Below are 22,491 nucleotides of genomic sequence, written 5' to 3' on the forward strand. Positions count from 1 at the left end.
GGATTGCTGGACGTGTGAGGTGGACAACACGGATGGATACAACCCGTAGATCAGTCCGTGGGAGCAGACGCCGCCGGTCCGGCAGCCCCTTCTTCGGTCAACTGCTCACCGCGGCAGTCGAATCCGCCGGCGATGCCGTCGCCATCAGCTTCAATCCCACCGGAAACCCTTCCGACCAGCGCGAACTCACCTATCGGGAGCTCGACGAGCAGTCCTCGCGGGTGGCGCGCGAACTCATCGCCCTGGGCATCGGCCCAGGTGACGTGGTGGCCATGGGCATCGCGCGCTCGGTGGAATCGGTGCTGGCCATGTGGGCCATCGTGAAGACCGGCGCCACCTATCTGCCGGTGGACCCGACCTATCCGGGCGACCGGATCGAGCACATGCTCACCGACTCCGGTGCCAAATTCGGTGTCACCCTGGCGACCCACCGGGCCGGGCTGGGGACCGCGGCCTACTGGATCGAACTCGACGATCCCACCCGGGCCGAGCGCATCGCGGCCCGGCCCGCGCACCCGATCTCCTACGCCGACCGCACCCGGCCGCTGACCGAGCAGCACCTGGCCTACGTCATCTACACCTCGGGCTCGACCGGCAAGCCCAAGGGGGTGGCCATCACCCACTCCGGGCTGGCCGGACTGGCCGCCCGCCGGGAAAGCCGTGCGGTGACCGAGGATTCCCGCATCACCCAGCTCACCACCCCGAGCTTCGACTTCTCCATCGTCGAGATGCTGTACGCCTTCACCGCGGGCGCCACCCTGGTCGTGGTGCCGCCGGACGTGTTCGGCGGCCACGAGCTGTCCGAGCTGCTCCGCCGCGAACGGATCACCCACATCTGCATCACCCCGGCGGTGCTGGAATCGCTGGATCCGGCTGTCCCGCAGGACCTGCGCGCCATCATGTGCGGCGGCGAGCGGGTGCCGCCCGCCCTGGTGGACCGCTGGATCACCCCCGACCGCGACTTCCATATCGAATACGGCCCGACCGAGGTCACCGCGTTGTCCACCGGTACCGCGGCGCTGCCGCCCGGCGGCGGCACGCACATCGGCACCCTGCTGCCCGGCATCGGCGCGTACGTGCTGGACGCGGGCCTGCGGCCGGTGCCGCCCGGCGTGGTCGGCGAACTCTATCTGGCCGGACCGGCACTGGCCGCGGGCTATCTGAACCGGCCCGTGCTGACCGCGGAACGCTTCGTCGCCGGACCCTACGGCGAACCCGGGCAGCGGCTGTACCGGACCGGCGACCTGGTCAAACGCCTGGAGAACGGGAACTTCGAACACCACGGCCGCACCGACTTCCAGGTCAAGATCCGTGGTCTGCGCATCGAACTCGGCGAGATCGACAGCGCCCTCACCGCGCACCCCGGCGTGGACTTCGCGGTCACCCTGGGCACCACCCTGCCCACCGGCGCCGCCGCCCTGGTCAGCTATGTGCTGCCCAGCCCCGGAACCGACCTGGACACCGTGGAATTGGCGGACTTCGCGGGAGAATCCCTGCCCGCGTACATGGTTCCCGCCGCCATCATGGTGCTCGACGAGATCCCGCTGACCCCGGTCGGCAAGGTCGACCGCGAGCGGCTGCCGGAACCGGTCTTCACCACCCGGGCCTTCCGCGCCCCCGCCACCGCCGCCGAAGCCGCTGTCGCGGAGGTCTTCTCCGGCCTGCTCACCCCGCCCGGCGCCGAGCCGCTGCGCGTCGGCTCCGACGACGACTTCTTCGAGCTGGGCGGCAACTCGCTGCTGGCCACCCAGGCCGTGGCCCGCATCGGTACCGCGCTGGGCCTGCGGGTTCCGGTGCGCGTGCTGTTCGAGGCGTCCACCGTCGCCGACCTGGCCGCGCTGCTGGCCGGGGAGGCGACCGGGAACACCGCCCCCGCACTGGTATCCGGGCCGCGGCCCGATCGCGTGCCGCTGTCCTACGCGCAGCAGCGCATGTGGTTCCTCAATCGGTTCGCACCCGACAGCGCGGTCGACAATGTGCCGCTCGCGGTGCGGCTCTCGGGCGAACTCGACCTCGAGGCCATGCGCGCCGCCGTCCGGGACCTGGTCGAGCGGCACGAGGTGCTGCGCACCGTCTACCCGGAGGTGGACGGCGAGGGCTATCAGCAGGTGCTGCCGCTGACCGATCCCCGTGCGATACCCGACCTGCCGGTCGAGGACATCGATGCCGCGGAGCTGGCCACCCGGGTGCTGGCACTCGGCGGGACGGGCTTCGACGTCACCGCCACCCCGCCCATCCGGTTGCGGGTGCTGCGCCTCGGACCCGGCGAGCAGGTGCTGGTCGGCGTGGTGCACCACATCGCCGCCGACGGCTTCTCCATGGGCCCGCTCACCCGGGACCTGGTGACCGCGTACGTATCCCGCAGTTCCGGGGCCGCGGCGCACTGGGCTCCGCTGCCGGTGCAGTACGCCGACTACACCCTGTGGCAGCGCACGGCACTCGGCGCCGAGGACGACGAGAACTCCACGCTGGCACGGCAGATCGCCTTCTGGCGCGAGACACTGGCCGAGCTACCCGACGAACTGGTGCTGCCGTCGGATCGCCCGCGCCCGCCGGTCGCCTCGTATCGTGGCGGCACCTACCGCTTCGAACTCGCCGACGACGTGTACGCCGCCGTGCGCCGGCTGGCTCGCGGCCACAACGGCACCACCTTCATGGTCGTGCACACGGCACTCGCGGTCCTGCTGGCTCGGCTGTCCGGCACCCGGGACATCGCCGTGGGCACGCCCGTGGCCGGGCGCGGTGAGGCCGAATTGGACGACCTCATCGGCATGTTCGTCAATACCCTCGTGCTGCGCACCGACGTCGATCCCGCCGCCGGGTTCGCCGACCTGCTGGACCTGGTGCGCGACACCGACGTCCGCGCCTTCGGCCACGCCGACGTGCCCTTCGAACGACTGGTGGACCTGCTCGACCCGGCCCGCTCGCAGGCACGCAATCCGCTGTTCCAGGTGATGCTCTCGTTCCAGAACCTGGCGCCCGCCGAATTCCGGCTACCCGGGCTCACTGTCTCCGGCACCGACCTCGAGGTGCCCTTCGCCAAGTTCGACCTGCAGCTGACCCTGCAGGAGACGGTGGACGAGCGCGGCGACGGCACCGGGATGGCGGCCGAATTCTCCTATGCGCTGGACCTTTTCGACGAGCCGACCATCGCGTCGTTCGCCCGCCGCTTCGCCCGCGTGCTGGAACTGGTCGCGGCCGACCCGGGTGCGCCCGTCGGGGATCTCGACCTGCTCGCGCCCGCGGAACGCCGCCGCGTCCTGACCGACTGGAACGCCACCGGCTTCGACGTCACCGCCGCCGCCGGCCTGCCGAACGATGTCGCGCCGACCCTGATCTCGATGTTCGAGGCGCAGGTCGCCGACACTCCGGATACCGTGGCACTGGTCTGCGCGGACGAGCGCCTCACCTATCGGGAACTGGCCGACCGCGCCCGCCGGCTGGCCCGCGAACTCATCGACGGCTACGGGGTCGGGCCGGAAACCTCGGTGGCCCTGGCCATCCGGCGCTCCACCGAGCTGGTGGTGGCCATGTACGCGGTCCTCATGACCGGCGCCGCCTACCTGCCGCTGGACCCCGACCAGCCGCTCGACCGCAACGAGCACATTCTCGGTACCGCCGCGCCGCGCCTGGTGCTGACCACCCGGCGGGACGGCTTCGACAGCGGGAGCGGCACTCCCGCCCGCTTCGTCGAGGAGGCCGAGGAGCGGGCACGGACCCGGTGGACGAGCACACCGATCTCGGACGCCGAACGGACCCGTCCGCTGCGGCCGGGGCACCCGGCCTATGTCCTGTTCACCTCGGGCTCGACCGGCCGGCCCAAGGGCGTGGCCGTCAGTCACGCCGCCATTGTCAATCGGCTGGTCTGGATGCAGGCGCAGTACCGGCTGACCTACGCGGATGTGGTGCTGCAGAAGACTCCGGCCACCTTCGACGTCTCGGTGTGGGAGTTCTTCTGGCCCTTGCAGACCGGTGCGCGCCTGGTGCTCGCCACCCCGGACGGCCACCGCGATCCGGTGTACCTGGCCCAGGCGATCGCCGAACATGCCGTCACCACAGTGCATTTCGTGCCGTCCATGCTCGCCGTCTTCCTTGCGGCACTGGGTGAGAGCAACCCGCCCGGAGCGGAGCGGAGGGCAATCGAACTCCGTCAGGTGTTCGCCTCCGGCGAGGCGCTACCCGCGCCGACGGCGCAGCGACTACGGGAGCTGACCACCGCCCGACTGCACAACCTCTACGGTCCGACCGAGGCCGCGGTGGACGTCACCTACCACGAGGTGACCGATGCCGACACCGTGTCGGTGCCGATCGGCCGGCCGGTCTTCAATACCGCTCTCTACGTGCTGGATTCGCGGCTGCGACCGGTCGCCCCCGGCGTCCCGGGTGAGCTGTATCTGGCCGGTGACCAGCTGGCCGTCGGCTATGTGGCCCGCCCGGACCTGACCGCCGACCGGTTCGTCGCCGACCCCTTCGGTCACGGGGCGCGCATGTACCGCACCGGCGACCTCGTGAAGTGGCGTGCCGACGGCGAACTGGAATACCTGGGCCGCACCGACTTCCAGGTGAAGCTGCGCGGCCTGCGCATCGAACTGGGCGAGATCGAGGCGGCCCTGCTGGCCCAGCCCGGGGTGGCCCAGTCGGTCGTGGTGGTGCGCGCCGACGCGCAGGGCGGTGAGCAGCTGGTCGGCTACGTGGCCCGCGAGCCCGCCGCGGAGGTCGATCCTACCTTGGTGAAAGCCGCTCTGACGCAGCTGCTTCCGGCCTACATGGTGCCCTCCTCGATCGCGGTCATGGACGCCTTCCCACTCAACGCCTCCGGCAAGCTGGACCGCCGGGCACTGCCCGCCCCGGTGTTCGAGCCCCGGCGTTTCCGCGCGCCGTCGACCCCGATCGAAGAGATCGTGGCGGGCGTCTTCATGGATCTGCTCGGCGCGGACCGGGTCGGCGCGGACGACGACTTCTTCGAGCTGGGCGGCAACTCGCTGATCGCCACCCGGGCGGTCTCGCGGATCAACGAAGCGCTGGAAGCCACCGTCTCGGTGCGCGAACTCTTCGAGACCGCAACGGTTTCCGGTCTGGCCGCCCGGATCGTGCCGGGCACCGCGACCGGTGCGCGTCCGCCGCTGGTGGCGGGGGAGCGGCCGGCGCGCGTCCCGCTTTCCCTTGCACAGCAGCGCATGTGGGTGCTCAATCAGCTGGACCCGGAGTCCCCGGCCTACAACATCCCGATGGTCATCCGCCTCACCGGCGCTCTCGACGTGCCCGCCCTGGCACGGGCCGCGGAGGACGTCCTGACCCGCCACGAGGTGCTGCGCACCCGCTACCCGGAGTCGGGCCCCGGCGGCGCTCCCTATCAGGAGGTGCTCTCGGTCGCGGAGGCGCTGGCGGGTGGTCTCGAGACGGAGCGCGCCCGCGACATCGGCGCGCGGGTTCAGGAGCTCATCTACGCCGGATTCGATGTCGCGCACCAGGTTCCGGTGCGCATGCGACTGCTCACCGGGGACGCGCCCGACGACTACCTGCTGATCCTGGTCGCCCATCACATCGCCGCCGACGGCGCCTCCTTCGCGCCGCTGGCCCGCGATCTCATGATCGCCTACACCGCGCGCGCCGCGGGCGAGACGCCCGGCTGGGCGCCGCTGCCCGTGCAGTACGCCGACTTCGCACTGTGGCAGCACGCGGTGATCGGCTCGGACACCGACGAGGATTCCGTCGCCGCGGCGCAGGTGGACTACTGGCGCGGACAGCTCGCCGGTCTGCCCGCGCGGCCGCTGCTGCCGCTGGATCGGCCCCGCCCGCCGGCGCCGTCCATGGCGGGCGCGCTGGTCGACTACGTGGTGCCCGCCGAGATCCACGCCGAGCTGAATCGCATTGCGCGCCGCCACAATGCGTCACTGTTCATGGTGATGCACGCGGCCGTCGCGGTCCTGCTGGCGCGGCAGTCGGGCAGCCCGGACATCGTCGTCGGCACCCCGATCGCGGGGCGCGGCGAGCAGGTGCTCGACGGCCTGGTCGGCATGTTCGTCAATACCCTCACCCTGCGCAGCACGGTCGATCCCGCCGCCTCCTTCGACGATCTGGTGGCCGCCGCCCGCGAAACCGATCTGGCGGCCTTCGCGCACGCGGACGTGCCGTTCGAGCGTGTGGTGGAGGCGGTCGCGCCCGGCCGTGGCCAGGCCGATCCGCTGCTGCAGGTGGTGCTGGCGCTGCAGCACAACGAGGTGGCCGAGCTCGAGCTGCCCGGCCTATCGGTCTCCGGGGTGGACGCGGCGCTGGAGGCCGCCAAGTTCGACCTGCAGATCGGCGTCGAGGCCGGGCCGCTCGCCGCGGACGGCACCCCCGGCGACCTCGCCGTCGTCTTCTCCTATGCCACAGAGCTTTTCGACGAGTCCACCATCGAGGCCCTGGGTGCGCGCCTGGTGCGCATCCTGGCCGCGGTGGCCGCCGATCCGCACATGCCGGTGGGCGACATCGACCTGCTGAGCCCGGCCGAGCGCGCCCGCGCCCGGGCACTGCCCGCGCCCGCCCCGGCGGTGACCGCCACCGCGCACGGCACGGCGCTGCCGCAGTCGCTGTCCGCCGCGGTCGAGGACGACCCCGACGGTCCGGCCCTGGTCCGGGGTGAGGAGACGGTGTCCTACCAGGACCTGGACGCCCGCTCCTCGCGACTGGCCCGCTTCCTGATCGGGCGCGGCTGCGGCCCCGGTACCGGCGTCGCCGTGCGGCTGGACCGGGGAGCCGACCTGGCCGTGGCCACCTGGGCCGTGCTCAAGACCGGTGCGGCGGTGGTGCCGCTGGCCGGTCTGGACCGGCTGCCGCCCAGTGGACTGGATGTGAAGGTGGGCCTGACCGCCGGGAAACCGGTCGCCGTGCCCGGCATCGACTGGCTCGCCCTGGACGATCCCGCGGTGATCGCCGAGGTCGCCACCGAATCGGCGCGGCCGGTCACCTACGCGCACCGCATTCGCGCACTGCGCGGCGATGACACCGCCTTCGCGGCGCCGGGCCGGGCGTCGCTGAACTACGACGAGGTCGCGGCCATGGTGGATCGGGTGCGGGCCGAGTCCGAGCTCACCTTCGAATCACGCACCTACTGGTCCGGTTTGGCGGATCACCCCCTCGCGCTCATCGAACCGGTCGCCGCCGGCGGCGTCGGGGCGTCAATGGTCCTGGCGGGGGCCGGAGCCGATCTCGCCGAGACCCTCGCCGACGAATGGGTCACCCACCTGTTCGCCGACCGGGCCCGGCTCGACGGGCCGGACCCCGCGGAACTGGACGATCTCACCGCCCTCGTGGTGGACGGGCTGCCCGTCCCCGCCCGGTGGTCGGGTCTGACCGTCGTCGCCGTCCCGGGGGCCGCCACCGCCCGATGAGCACCTGGTGAGCGGCCCGGAGTGGCCCTCCCGCCCGCAGGACTGAATACTCCTTTGGGGAAGCGCGCGTGACCGGTCCCTCCGCGGGGGCCGACAGCCCTGCCACCAGCAGGGTCGAGTAACGCGGCCTGCGTGAACCCGATGAACAATGTCGGTGCACGCGGCGGTATGGGCAATGACGGACAGGATGAGGACAGGCTGCATGATTCGGGTGGTCGGGGACCGGAAGATCGAGCTCGTGGCGGTGGCGGCATGACCCGCACGGTTCGCGTACGTCCCACCCGGACCCGCCGTGGACCCCATATTCCGACATTGCCGCAGCTGCTGGCGACCGCGGTCGAGGCCAATCCGGGCGGCCTCGCCATCACGGTCGCCGACGCCGAGCGCAGCCTGGCCGCGCTGAGCTACGCCGAACTCGACGAGCGATCGAACCGGTTGGCGCGCCTGCTCATCACCCGCGGCATCGGCCCGGAGGATCTGGTCGCGGTCGGCATTCGCCGCTCGCTGGAGTCGGTGGTGGCGGTGTGGGCGGTCGCCAAGACCGGCGCGGGCTTCGTCCCCGTGGACCCCAACTATCCGGCCGACCGCGTGCGGCACATGATCTCGGACTCGCGGGCGGTACTGGGCCTGACCGTGGCCGACACCCGCTCGGGCCTGCCGACCACGCTGCCCTGGCTGGAACTGGACACCGAGGAGATCGCGGCCGCCGCCCAGGGCTATCCGGCCGAACCGGTCACCAATGCCGACCGCGCGCGCCCGCTGCGGGCCGAGCATCCGGCCTACGCCATCTACACCTCGGGGTCGACGGGCCTGCCCAAGGGCGTGGTGGTCACCCACACCGGCCTGGCCGCGCTGACCGCGGAGATGCGCGAACGCTTCGGCATCGGGCCGGAGTCGCGGGTGCTGCAGGTCGCCACCCCGTCCTTCGACGCCTCGATCATGGAACTGCTGATGGCCATCGGCGCGGCCGCGACCATGGTGGTCGCGGTGCCCGAGGTGTACGGCGGTGACGAACTGGGCCGCCTGATCGCCCGGGAGCGGGTCACCCACGGCCTGATCACGCCGTCGGTACTGGCCTCGCTGGACCCGGATCAGCTCACCACCATGGAGGCCATCGTCGGTGGCGGCGAGGCCATTTCGGCCGAGCTGGTGCGCCGCTGGTCCGGCGACCCGTCCGGTCGCCGCCGCTTCCACAATGCCTACGGCCCGACCGAGGCGACCATCGCGACCAATATCTCCGATCCGCTGTCCCCGGACCGGCCGGTGACCATCGGCGCCCCCATTCGCGGCGCCGGCGCGTACGTGCTGGACGAATGGCTGCGTCCGGTGCCGGTCGGCACCCCGGGCGAGCTGTACATCGCCGGTGCGCTGCTGGCGCGCGGATATCACGCCCGGCCGGAACTGACCGCGGCCCGCTTCGTCGCGAACCCGTTCGACGGGGGCGCGGGCGCCCGGCTCTACCGCACCGGTGACCTGGTGCGCGCCAATGCCGCCGGTGAGCTGGAGTATGTGGGCCGCAACGACTTCCAGGTGAAGATCCGCGGCCTGCGCATCGAGCTGGGCGAGATCGACGCGGTGCTCGCCGGGCACGAGTCGGTCGACTTCGCGGTCACCGTCGGTCATGAGGTGAACGGCCGCGCCACCGCGCTGGTCTCGTATGTGCATGCGGCCCCGGGCTTCCCGGTGGACACCGCGGTGCTGTCGGAGCTGGCCGAGCGGACGCTGCCCGCGCACATGGTGCCGGCCGCCATCATCGTCCTCGACACCATCCCGCTGACGCCCGCGGGCAAGCTCGACCGCCGCGCGCTGCCCGAGCCGCAGCTCGAGGTCACCGAGTACCGGGCCCCGGAGACGGCGGCGCAGCAGGCGGTGGCCGAGGTCATCGCCGAGGTGCTGCGCCTGGACCGGGTCGGTCTCGACGACGACTTCTTCAGCCTCGGCGTGGATTCCATCACCGCCATCCAGATCGTGTCCCGGGCCCGCGCCCGGGGTCTGGGCTTCAAGCCCAAGGAGATGTTCGCCGCCCGCACCGTGGCCGCGCTGGCCGAGCTCGCGGTGCCGGTCGACACCGCCGCCGCCACCGAGGAACTCGCCACCGGGCCGCTGGTCGAGCTGAGCGCCGACGACGAGGCGCGGCTGCGCGAGCGCTACCCGAACCTGTCGGAGGTGTGGCCGCTCACTCCGCTGCAGACCGGCATGCTGTTCCACGCGCGGCTGGCCGAATCCTCCGTCGACGCCTACATGGTCCAGTTCGCCCTCGACCTGGCCGGTGAGATCGACGTGCCGCGCGTGCACGCCGCCGCCCGCGCCATGCTGGACAGGCACGTGAACCTGCGGGTGGTCTTCGCCGAGGACAGCGCGGGCAATCCGCTGCAGGTCGTCCTCGACGAGGTCGAACTGCCCTGGCAGTACCTGGATCTCAGTGACCGGGTGCCCGCCGAGGCGCTGGCCGAGACCGACCGGCTGATGGCCTTCGACGTGGCCCGCCACTTCGACATGAGCACCGGGCCGCTGCTGCGCGTGGCGCTGTACCGCACGGCCGCCGACCGCTACCGGGTGTGCGTCACCAGCCACCACATCCTCATCGACGGCTGGTCCATGCCGCTGCTCATCCAGGACATGCTGCTGCTGTACGCGGCCGGCGGCGACGCGGCGCAGATCCCGGCGGTGCGGTCCTACCGTGACTACCTGGCCTGGCTGGCCGCGCGCGATCACGCCGCGGCGCGGGAGGCGTGGCGCGAGACCCTCGACGGGTTCACCGAGCCGACGCCGCTCGCGGCCGTCGATCCCTCGCGCGAGATCACCTCAGGCATCGGCGAAGTCGCCTTCCAGCTGTCCGAGGACGACACCACCGCGCTCACCAGGGTGGCGCACGAGGCGGGCGTCACCCTCAATACCGTCGTGCAGGCCGCGTGGGGTCTGCTCATCGGCCGCAGCACCGACCGCGACGATGTCGTCTTCGGCGCCACCGTGTCCGGCCGTCCGCCGCAGCTGGCGGGCATCGAGACCATGATCGGCCTGTTCCTCAACGCCATCCCGGTGCGGGTGCGGCTGACCCCGGGCAGCACGCTCACCGAGGTGCTGCGGGCGCTGCAGGACGAGCAGGCCGCGCTGCTCGACCACCACTACGTCGGGCTGGGCGAGATCCAGGAGATCGCCGGAGTCGACGGGCTTTTCGACTCCATCGTGGTGTTCGCCTCCTTCCCGGTGGACGAGGAGTCCCTCGACGACGCCGCCGCGCCCATCGACGGGGCGGGCATTCTCGGCGCGTCCGCCGTGAACGGCACCCATTACCCGCTCACCGTCATGGTGCAGCCGCGCGGCAAGGGCCTCGGCTTCGGCGTGAAGTACCTGCGCGACCTCTTCGAGGAGGACGCGGCCCAGGCCATCGCGCACCGGCTTTCGGCGCTGCTGTCCCGCATCGCCGCCGACCCGCGGGCGCGGGTGGCCGCGGTGGACGCGCTGCTCGACGGCGAGCGCCGCGAGCTGGCGGCCGTCAATGCCACCGAAGTGCCCGAGCTGCTGGACGATTCGACGCTGCTCACCCTGTTCGACGCCCAGGTGGCGCGGACCCCGGACGCCCCGGCCGTGATCTTCGGCCGCACCACCCTGACCTACGCCGAGCTGGACGCCCGCTCCCGGCGGCTCGCGCAGGAGCTCACCCTGCGCGGTGTCGGCGCGGAATCCCGGGTGGCCGTCGCCATGCGGCGCGGCATCGATCTGGTGGTCGCCGTCTACGCGGTGCTGCGCTCCGGTGGCGCGTACGTGCCGGTGGATCCCGATCACCCGGCAGAGCGCAACGAGTACGTCCTCGCGGGTTCCGCGCCGGTGTGCGTGCTCACGCGCGCGGCCGACGACTTCGAAACCGCCTCCGGCGTACCGCTGTTCTTCGTGGACGCGCTCGCGGGCGCGGATCCGTTCGTGGAGGTCGCACCCGCGGGCGTGCGCGCGGACAACGCCGCCTACGTCATCTACACCTCCGGCTCCACCGGCCGCCCCAAGGGCGTGGTCATCACGCACCGGCAGATGGCCAACCAGTTCCGCTGGGCCCAGCGCACCTACCCGCACCGCGCGGGCGACGTGGTGCTGCACAAGACGCCCATCACCTTCGACATCTCCACCTGGGAGCTGTTCTGGCCGTTGCAGACCGGCGCGGCCGTGGTGGTGGCCGAACCGGACGGGCACCGCGACCCGGCCTACATCGCGCGCACGATCGACGAATACGCCGTCACCTCCGTGCATTTCGTGCCGTCCATGCTCGACGCCTACCTCGACGGCGCGGCCCGGCGGCACCCCTCGCTGCGCTGGGTGTTCGCCGCCGGTGAGGCCCTCACGGCGGAGAGCGCCACGAAATTCGCTGCCGCGCTGCCGGATACCGAGCTGGTGAACTGGTACGGCCCGGCCGAGGCCACCGTGGTCACCGCGCATCCGGCCGAGCGCACCCACGGCGTCGCCGTGCCGATCGGCAGCCCTGTCGCCAATACCCGGGTGCTGGTGCTGGATCGGCAGCTGCGGCCGGTGCCCTTCGGCGCGGCCGGTGAACTCTATGTCGCGGGCGTGCAATTGGCGCGCGGTTACCTCGGCGCGCCCGCGCTCACCGCGGAGCGCTTCGTCGCCCACGAGGACGGGCAGCGGCTCTACCGCACCGGTGACGTGGTCCGCTGGATCCACGTCGGCGGGGCCGAACCCGTCGCCTCGTATGCGCTGGAGTACTTGGGCCGCAGCGACTTCCAGGTCAAGCTGCGCGGCCAGCGCATCGAGCTGGGTGAGATCGAGACCGTGCTGCTCGGCCACCCGGCCGTGCACCGGGCCGCGGTCTCGCTGGTGCGCGGCGCGAGCGGCGACCGCCTCGTCGCCTACGTGGTGCTCGCGGACGGCGCGCAGGTCACCGACGCCGAACTGCTCTCGCACACCCGCGAATCCGTGCCGTCCTACATGGTGCCCTCCGCCGTGGTGCGGCTGGACGCCATGCCGCTCAACGCCTCCGGCAAGCTGGACCGCAAGGCGCTGCCGGTGCCGCAGTTCCAGGCCCGCGAATACCGCGAGCCCGCCACCGCCGCCGAGCGCACGGTGGCCGAGGTGTTCGCGACCGTGCTGCACCTGGACCGGGTGGGCGCGGACGACGACTTCTTCGAGCTGGGCGGCAACTCGCTGAACGCCACCCGCGTGGTGGCGCGGCTGGGCGCCGCGGTCGGCACCCGGGTGCCGGTGCGCGCCCTGTTCGAGGCGCCCACCGTCGCCGAACTCGCGAATTCGCTGGGCGCACTGGACGATTCGGCCGTCGCGCCGCTGCGGCCGATGCCGCGGCCGGAGCTGGTGCCGCTGTCCTACGCGCAGCAGCGCATGTGGTTCCTCAACCGCCTCGACACCGATGCCGCCACCTACAACCTGCCCATCGCGCTGCGCGTCGCCGGACCGCTCGACGTGCCCGCGCTGCGCGACGCCGTGGCCGACCTGGTCGCCCGGCACGAGGTGCTGCGCACCTACTATCCCGAGCACGAGGGCGTCGGCCACCAGGTGATCCTGGACGTCCACGAGCCCGACGCCATGCCCTCGCTGCCGGTGGTTCCGGTCACCGAAGCCGAGGTGGCGCAGGTGGTCTCGGAGGTCGCCTTCGCGCCCTTCGACGTGACCGCCGCCCCGCCGCTGCGGCTGCGGCTGCTGCGGCTGGACGCCGAGGATCACGTGCTGGTCTGCGTGGTCCACCACATCGCCGGCGACGGCTTCTCCGGCGGCCCGCTCACCCGCGACCTGATGACCGCCTACTTCGGCCGCATGCAGGGGCAGGAACCGTCCTGGACCCCGCTGCCGGTGCAGTACGCCGACTACGCGCTGTGGCAGCGCGAAAGCCTCGGCGACGAACACGATTCCGGCTCGCTGCTGGCCCGCCAGTTCGACTACTGGCGCTCCGCCCTGACCGGACTGCCCGATCAGCTGGAGCTGCCCACCGACCGGCCCCGGCCGGTGGTGGCCTCCGGGCGCGGCGCGGTGCACGCCTTCGATATCGACCCGCACGTGCACGGCGCCCTGAACCGGGTTGCGCAGCAGCACAACACGACGCTGTTCATGGTGCTGCACGCCGCCTTCGCGGTGCTGCTGGCGCGGGTGTCCGGCACCGGCGACATCGCCATCGGCGCGCCCATCGCGGGCCGCGGCGAGGCCGAGCTGGACAACCTGATCGGCATGTTCGTCAACACCCTGGTGCTGCGCACCGAGGTCGACCCCAACGCCAGCTTCGCCGAACTGCTCGCCGCCGTGCGGCAGACCGACCTGGCCGCCTTCGAGCACGCCGACGCGCCGTTCGAACGCATTGTGGAGCTGCTGGATCCGCCGCGCTCGCAGGCCCGGCACCCGCTGTTCCAGGTGTCGCTGACCGTGCAGAACATGACCCCGGCCGTGTTCGAACTACCCGGCGTCACCGTCTCCGACGTCGACCTGACCGTGCCGGTCGCCAAGTTCGATCTGGACCTGACGCTGGTCGAGCGGACCACTGCCGACGGTGTGGCACAGGGCATTTCGGCCGCGTTCACCTACGCCACCGACCTGTTCGATCCGGAATCCCTGGATCGGCTGGCCGAGCGGCTGCGCCGCACCCTGGTCGCGGCGGCCACCCATCCGGAGCGGGCCGTCGGCGACTTCGACCTGCTGGCCGTGGACGAACGGCAGCGGGTGCTGTCGGACTGGAACGCCACCGCCGTCGACGTGGCGGCCGGGCTGCCCCGCGCGGCCACCACGACGCTGGTGTCGCTGTTCGAGACCCAGGCGCTGCGCACCCCCGACGCCATCGCCCTGGTCCACGACGGCGAGCAGCTCACCTACGCCGAGTTCTCGGCCCGCGTCCACCGCCTGGCCCGTCGCCTCATCGCCACGGGTGTCGGACCGGAATCGCTCGTGGCCCTGCACATCCGGCGCTCGCTGGACTTCGTGACCGCCGTCTACGCCGTGCTGGCCGCGGGTGGCGCGTACGTGCCGCTGGACCCGGACCAGCCCGCCGAGCGCATCGCGCACGTGCTCGACACCGCCGAACCGGTGTGCGTGCTCACCACCTCCCGCGACACCTTCGACGCGGGCGCGCACCCGGTGCTCGAGATCGACACCGCCATCCTCGCGGGCTACGCCGACCATCCGGTCATCGACGTGGAACGCCGCGCGCCGCTGCGCGCGGAGAACACCGCGTACGTCATCTTCACCTCCGGCTCCACCGGCCGCCCCAAGGGCGTGGCCGTGCCGCACGCCGCCGCCGTGAACCAGATCCGCTGGATCACCGCCGAATACGCGCTCGACGGCGACGACATCGTGCTGTTCAAGACCCCGGCCACCTTCGACGTGTCGGTGTGGGAACTGTTCGGCCCCTTGGCCACCGGCGGCCGCATGGTCGTCGCCACGCCCGACGGACACCGCGACCCGCTGTACCTGGCCGATGTCATCGCCGCCGAACGGGTCACCCTCACCTCGTTCGTGCCGTCCATGCTGCGCGCCTTCTCGGCGGCCGCCGATCCCGCGCTGCTGACGTCGCTGCGGGCGCTGCTGGTGGCCGGTGAGGCGTTCACCTCCGACGCGGTCGACGCCTTCCGCGCGATCAGCCCGGCGGAGCTGCACAACCTGTACGGCCCCACCGAATTCACCGTGCACGCCACCTCCGCGCCGGTCGCCGACGACGTCTCCGGCGCTGTGCCGATCGGCGGCCCGGTCTGGAACGCCCGCGCCTACGTGCTGGACTCGCGCCTGCACCCGGTCGCCCCCGGCCTGGTGGGTGAGCTCTACCTGGCGGGCGCGCAACTGGCCCGCGGTTACGTCGGCCGCCCCGACCTGACCGCGGATCGCTTCGTGGCCAGCCCCTTCCGCCGCGGCGAGCGCCTGTACCGCACCGGCGACCTGGTCCGGTGGAACGCCGACGGCGAGCTGGTCTACCTGGGCCGCACCGACTTCCAGGTGAAGCTGCGCGGCCTGCGCATCGAGCTCGGCGAGATCGAGGCCGCCCTCACCTCGCACGCCTCCGTGGACCAGGCGGTCGTGGTCATGCGTTCAGACGCGGACCGCGGCGACCAGCTCGTGGCCTACCTGGTTCCCGAGAGGTCGAACCCCGCCCGGAGCGAAGCGGAGGGCAAATTCGACACAGCCGCGCTGAAGGCGCACCTGGCCGCCCGGCTGCCGTCCTACATGGTGCCCGCCGCCCTGGTGGTGCTGGACGCCATGCCGGTCAACGCCAACGGCAAGCTGGACCGGAAGGCGTTGCCCGCACCGGAATTCGAGGCCCGCGAGTTCCGCGCCCCGGTCTCCCCGGTCGAGCAGACCGTCGCCACCGTCTTCGCCGAGACCCTCGGCCTCGGGCAGCCGGTCGGCCGCGACGACGACTTCTTCGCCCTCGGCGGCAACTCCCTGGTCGCCACCCAGGTGGTGGCCCGCCTCGGCGCGGCCCTCGACACCCGCGTCCCGGTCCGCATCCTCTTCGACGCGCCGTCGGTGGCGGCGCTGGCCGCCGCCCTCGAATCGGCCACCGGCACCGGCCGCCGCGCCCTGGTGGCGGGTCCGCGCCCGGAGCACATTCCGCTGTCCCCGGCGCAGCAGCGCATGTGGTTCCTCAACCGCTTCGACACCGAGTCCGCCGCCTACAACATCCCCGCCGCGGTCCGGCTCACCGGCGCCCTGGATGTGGCTGCGCTGCGCGCGGCCGTCGCGGATGTGGTTGCGCGCCACGAGATCCTGCGCACCATCTACCCCGAGACCGGCAACGGTCCCGTGCAGGTGGTGCTTCCGGTCGCGCAGGCGACGCCCGTTCTCGAGGTTCGCGCCGTCGCCTCCGGCGAGGTTCCGGGCGCGGTGCTCGCGGTGGCCTCGCACCTGTTCGACGTCACCACCGAGGTGCCGCTGCGCATCGCGCTGTTCGAGATCACCGACGCCCCGGGCGAATACGTGCTGGCCCTGGTGATCCACCACATCTCCGGCGACGGCTCGTCGGTGACCCCGCTGACCCGGGACCTCATGGTGGCCTACGCCGCCCGGTCCATGGATCTGGAACCGGCCTGGCAGCCGCTGCCGGTGCAGTACGCCGACTACGCCATCTGGCAGCGCGAACTGCTGGGCGACGAGCACGATCCGCAGTCGGTGGCCGCCGCCCAGATCGGCTACTGGCAGCAGGCCCTGGCCGGACTGCCCGACCAGCTCGACCTGCCCTCGGACCGGCCGCGTCCGGCCGTGCAGTCCTTCCACGGCGGCAAGGTCGAGCTCAGCATCGACGCCGCCGCCCACCGCGCGCTGGTGGAGCTGGCGCGCGCCGAGGGCGCGACGCTGTTCATGGTCGTGCACACCGCGCTGGCCGTGCTGCTGGCCCGGCTCTCGGGCACCGACGACATCGCCATCGGCACCCCGATCGCGGGCCGCGGTGAGGAGGCGCTCGACGACCTGATCGGCATGTTCGTCAACACCCTGGTCTTCCGCACCCGGGTGGACGCGGGCGCGAGCTTCACCGAACTGCTGGCGCGGCAGCGCGAAACCGACCTCGCCGCCTTCGCGCACGCCGACGTCCCGTTCGAGCGCCTGGTGGAGGTGCTCAACCCGGTGCGCTCCACCGCCCGGCACCCACTGTTCCAGGTGGGCCTGTCCTTCCAGAACCACAGCCAGGCCGGTCTGGAACTGCCGGAGCTGACCGTCGCGGGCCTCGACATCGACACCGAGCTGTCGCAGTTCGACCTGCACCTGATCGCCGCGGACCGCTACAGCGAAACCGGTGAGCCCGCAGGCATTCTCGGCCACTTCACCTACGCGACGGCCCTGTTCGACCAGGCCACTGTCGCCGGGTTCGCCGAGCGCTTCGTGCGGCTGCTCACCAGCGTGGTGGCCGAACCGGCCGCCCCGGTGGGCGAGGTGGAGCTGCTCGCGTCTGCGGAACGGGCCCGAATCCTGCAGGGCTGGAACGACACCCGGCACGAGGTCGACACCCGTGCCACGCTGGCGTCCCTGCTCGACCGGACCGCGAGCGCCCACGCCGGGCGGACCGCCCTGGTCGCCGACGGCGAAGGCGAGCTGACCTACGCCGAACTCGCGCAGCGGGTCAACCGCCTGGCGCGCCACCTGATCTCGCTGGGCGTCGGCCCCGAGTCCCGGGTGGCGCTGGCCCTGCGGCGCTCGACCGACCTCGTGGTGGCCATGTACGCGGTCACCGCGGCGGGTGGCGCGTACGTGCCCGTCGATCCGGATCAGCCCGCCGAGCGCACCGGCCACATCCTGGAATCGGCCGCGCCGGTGTGCGTGCTCACCACGAGCGCGACCGGCTTCGTGACCGGTCTCGCACCGATGGTCCGCCTGGACGAGCTGGCGACGGATTCGGTTCCGGCCGGGCCGATCACCGACGCCGAGCGGGTCGCGCCACTGCGGCCGGCGAACACCGCCTACGTCATCTTCACCTCGGGATCGACCGGCCGCCCCAAGGGCGTGGCCGTGCCGCACGCAGCGATCGTCAACCAGTTGCTGTGGAAGACAGCGGAATTCGATCTCGGCGTCGACGACGCGGTACTGCTGAAGACGGCGTCCACCTTCGACCTGTCGGTGTGGGAATTCTGGTCCGCCGCCGTCTCGGGCGGCCGCCTGGTCATCGCCGAGGCCGACGGCCACCGCGACCCGGTGTACCTCAACGCGCTCATGGCCCGCACGGCCGTGACCGTGCTGCACACGGTGCCGTCCATGCTGGACGCGCTACTGGCCGAACCGAATTCGGCCGTCGGACTGGGCGCGCTGCGGCGCGTGCTGGCCATCGGTGAGGCGCTGCCCGCGACGCTCGCACAGCGGTTCCGCACCGCCTTCCCGGCGGTGGGGCTGTACAATCTGTACGGCCCGACCGAGGCCGCGGTGTCCATCACCAACCACGAGGTCACCGCCGCGGACCGCGTCTCGGTGCCGATCGGCGCGCCGGAATGGAACAGCCGCGTCTACGTGCTCGACGCCCGGCTGCGGCCGGTGCCCGCCGGAGTGCCCGGCGAGTTGTATCTCGCCGGTGCGCAATTGGCGCGCGGCTACTTCGGGCGACCGGATCTGACCGCGGATCGCTTCGTGGCCGACCCGTTCGCGACCGGCGAGCGCATGTACCGCACCGGTGACCTGGTCGCGTGGAACTCGACCGGCGAGCTGGAGTACCGGGGCCGCACCGACTTCCAGGTGAAGATCCGTGGTTTCCGTATCGAGCTCGGCGAGATCGAGGCGGCGCTGCTGGCGCTGCCGGAGATCGCCCAGACCGCGGTGCTCGCCAAGACCGACGCCAAGACCGGCGACCGGCTGGTCGCCTACCTGGTCCCGTCCGGCTCGGATATCGAGGTGCCGCAGGTGAAGTCGGCCCTGTCGGCGGCGCTGCCGTCGTACATGGTCCCGGCCGCCTTCGTGGTCCTCGACGCCCTGCCGTTGAACGTGAACGGCAAGCTGGACCGCGCCGCGCTGCCCGACCCCGAATTCGAGGCGGCCGTCTTCCGTGCCCCGGCCACCGCCCTGGAACAGACCGTGGCGGAGGTCTTCGCCGACGTGCTCGGCCTGGAGCGGGTCGGCGCGGACGACGACTTCTTCACCCTCGGAGGCAATTCGCTGCTGGCCACCCAGGTGGCGAGCCGCCTGCGCACGCTGACCGGCGCCGAGGTCCGCGTGGCGTGGTTCTTCACCGCGCCGACCGTGGCCGGACTCGCCGCGCAGATCCTGGCCGCGCTCGAGGGTGAACACGACTTCGACTCGAATTCCGAAGCCGGACTGCAGGTCGTGCTGCCGATTCGCGCCACGGGCACCCGGACGCCGATCTTCTGTGCCCCGCCCATGTCCGGAATGTCGTGGTGCTACGCCGGTCTGGCGCGCTTCCTCCCCGAGGACCAGCCGCTGCTCGGCCTACAGTCGCCCGCCCTCACCGAGGCCGACTACGACCCCGCCGATCTGGCCGACGTGGCCCGCCGCTACGCCGCCGAAATGCGCGCCATCCAGCCGGAGGGCCCCTACCGGGTGCTCGGCTACTCGCTCGGCGGCATTCTGGCCTACGCCATCGCCACCGAGCTGCAGGCCGCCGGACAGCAGGTCGACCTGGTCGCCATCCTGGACTCCTACCCGGAGTCGAAGTCCGACTTCCGGACCTCGATCCTGGACGAGTTCGCCACCATCGGCATTGGCCCCGAGGCCTTCCCCGACGGCGACCTGCTGAACCTGAGCGAGGAGGCGCTCATCGCGCTGCACGGGGCGGTGCCGCCGGACCTCGGCGTCCTCACCCTGGACCGCCTGCGCCGCATCTACCGCGGCGCGGTGCGCAGCCTCGAGCTCGAATCGCAGTACCGGCCGCGGCATTTCGACGGCCGCGTCGAGCTGTTCCGGGCCGAGTTCCTGAGCGCCGGTGTCCCGCAGGCGAAGTCGTCCGCCGACTGGCGGCCCTACGTCAGCGGGACCGTGGGCGAGCACCCGGTGCCCGGCACCCACCAGATGATGACCACCGCGGAATCCCTCGCCGTGATCGGACCGGTGCTGGCCGGCCTCATCGAGCGCGCCGACACCGAACCGGCCGGCGATACCGCCGCTGCCGCCGAGCCGGTGGGCACCCTGCCCGAGCTCATGGCCGCCGCCGTCGAGGCGAATCCGGACGGCGCGGCGGTGATCATCCGCGGCCGGGCCTTCACCTACGCCCAGCTCGACGCCGAGTCCTCGCGTCTGGCACGGGTTCTCATCGATCAGGGCGCGCGCCCGGGCACCCGGGTGGCCGTGGCGCTGCCCCGCTCGGTGGCGCTCATCCTCGCGGTGTGGTCGGTCGCCAAAACCGGTGCGACCGTGCTGCCGGTGGATCCTGCCACCGGTGACATGGGTGCGATCGACGACCGGACCACGCACGGCCTGACCCTCAGCGCCGCCACGGCCGCGCTGCCCCCGCTGGCCGCCGGTGGGGAGTGGCTCGTGGTCGACGATCCGCGTGTGGGCGCCGACGTCGAATCCCGTTCGCCCGCACCGGTCGCCGACTCGGACCGCCGCGCACCGGTCGCGCCGGGCGACGCGGCCTGGGTCGATCGCGCGGCCGACGGCTCCGGCGAGGTGGTGCTCGCCCAGGCGGACCTGTACGCGATCGCCACCCGGACGCTGTCCTTCGGCCTGCACGGCGAGGCGCGGGCGATCTATCTCGCGGCGGCCGGTTCGAGCCTGTCGCCGCTGGAACCGCTGCTGCCGCTCGGCGCCGCCGCCGCACTGGTGGTCGCGCAGCACCGCGCCTACGAGCCGGCCGAACTCACCGAGCTGCTCACCCGCGAGGCGGTGACCCACCTGGTCCTCGCCGAACCGGTGCGGGACGCCCTGTCCCCGGCGGTCCCCGCGGACGTGCGGGTCATCGCCGCCGAGGACCTGCGCGCCCGGCCCGTGGCCGGCACCCGCGACGCCGCCGTGCCCGCTACCGGCGAGCCGGCGTCCGCCACGGACGAATCCGCGTCCGCCGCAGGGCAGTCCGAGGAGCTCGAGGTCGACTGGGCCACCACCGCGGTGCTGCCGGTGATCAGGCCCGAGGATCTCGAGCGGTCGGTGAAGCTGCGCGATCCGGAACAGGCCGCCGAACCCGAATCGCTCCGGGAGTCCGAGCCGGATCCCGATATCGCGTTCCGGCCGGTTGCCGAGCCCGAGCGGGTGAGCCCGGCCGCCGCCGTCACACCGGAGAACGACGCGACGGCCGCACCGGAGGAGACCGCACCGGCCGCGCCGCCGCGCGTGGCCGTCAAGAACCCGGTCATGGGGCCGAGACTCAGTGCGGTGGGCGAGGTTTCGCCGCTGCCCGCGGGCGCCATGGGCCTGCTCGAGGTGGAACCGTCCGGAGTCTGGGTCCGGGCCATCACCCTCGATATCGCCGCCGGCATCTCCGGCACCCGGGTACGCCGCTCGGTCGCCGGACTGCTGGACCGGCATCCGGGCCTGTGGGCGCGACTGCGCCGCAATGGCGACGCGGTGGCGCTCGACATTCCGGCCGCCCAGCCGCGCGGCGCCGCGGTGGTCTGGCAGATCGACCCCAACCTGGAGGCTGTCGGTGACCCCATCGAGGCCGTGATCCACGCCGCCGCCGCCGAATTGGACCCCGAGAAGGGGTATAACATGCGCTTCGTGCTGGTGGAGAACGTGGCGACCGACTCGGCGGAGGACCCGCAGGACCGGCCTGCCGCCGTGCTCGTCGTGGTCGCCAACGGCCTGGTCGTGGACGACGCCTCCTGGCGCACCGTCATCGAGGACCTCACCGCCTCCTGGTCGGGCGGCCACGCCACCCCGCACAGCGCGGACGCCCACCCGCTCGGCATCGCCCGCGCGCTGGCCGAACGCGCCGTGGACGCCGACACCATCGACGAATTGGACTGGTGGCGTGACCAGCTCGCCGACGTCGCGGAGGGCGTGTCGCCGGAGCTGGTGCTCGGCGACGCCGATTCCGGTGCCCGCGGCCGGGTCTCGGTGTCCATCACCGGCGAGGGCGCGGCGGCCGTCGACAGCGTGGCGCGCCGCTACGGCGCCAGCATCGACGACGTGCTGCTGGCCGCCCTGGCCGCCACCCTGCTCGACCCGGGCGCCGAAACCCTGCGCGACACACTGGGTTCGGTGGTGCGGCTGATCGCCGACGGCCGCACCCCCGGCGATCCGGCCGGGCTGCGGACGGTCGGCGCGTTCAGCACCACCTACCCGTTCCCGCTGCGCCTGGACGGCGTCGACCTCGCCGAGGTGCGGGCCGGCGGCCCGACCGCGGGCGCGGTGATCGAGCAGATCCGCGACCGGGCCCGCGAAGTACCCTCGCAGGGAGTCGGTTTCGGGCTGCTGCGGCACCTGAACCCGGAGACGGTGGCGGAGATCGCCGTACTCCCGGTGGGCCGCATCGGCTTCCGCTACCGTGACCTGCGCCCGGCCCGGGTCTACCCGGAACCGGTCGCCGACGACCTGTACCTGGACGTCACCGTGGACACCAGCCAGGACGGCCTGATCGCCCGCTTCGATTTCGTGGGCACGGTGCTCGGCCTGGACCAGGTCAAGCAACTGGTGGAGGGCTGGGTGCAGGCGCTGGGTGGACTCGCCGAACACGGGCGCTGACGCCCGCGGTGTGACCGACCCGTAGTATCAGCTGAATTCGACACGAGATGAAGGTGCGAAACATTGA

1 protein-coding gene and 1 pseudogene are annotated in these 22,491 nt (G+C 72.3%); both read left to right on the plus strand.

Annotation, left to right across the window (positions count from 1 at the left end):
• The first annotated feature begins 32 nt into the window (after positions 1–32).
• Positions 33–7,373: an amino acid adenylation domain-containing protein gene (locus tag ACFXKA_RS02105; RefSeq protein ID WP_379425460.1), complete on the plus strand. Its 7,341-nt coding sequence runs from the start codon at positions 33–35 to the stop codon at positions 7,371–7,373.
• Positions 7,374–7,625: 252 nt separating this feature from the next.
• Positions 7,626–22,424 (plus strand): annotated as a pseudogene (locus ACFXKA_RS02110) (amino acid adenylation domain-containing protein); the annotation flags it as partial.
• Positions 22,425–22,491: the final 67 nt, after the last annotated feature.

The sequence above is a fragment of the Nocardia sp. NPDC059228 genome (genome assembly GCF_042754245.1).
In the GTDB taxonomy this organism is placed as follows: domain Bacteria; phylum Actinomycetota; class Actinomycetes; order Mycobacteriales; family Mycobacteriaceae; genus Nocardia.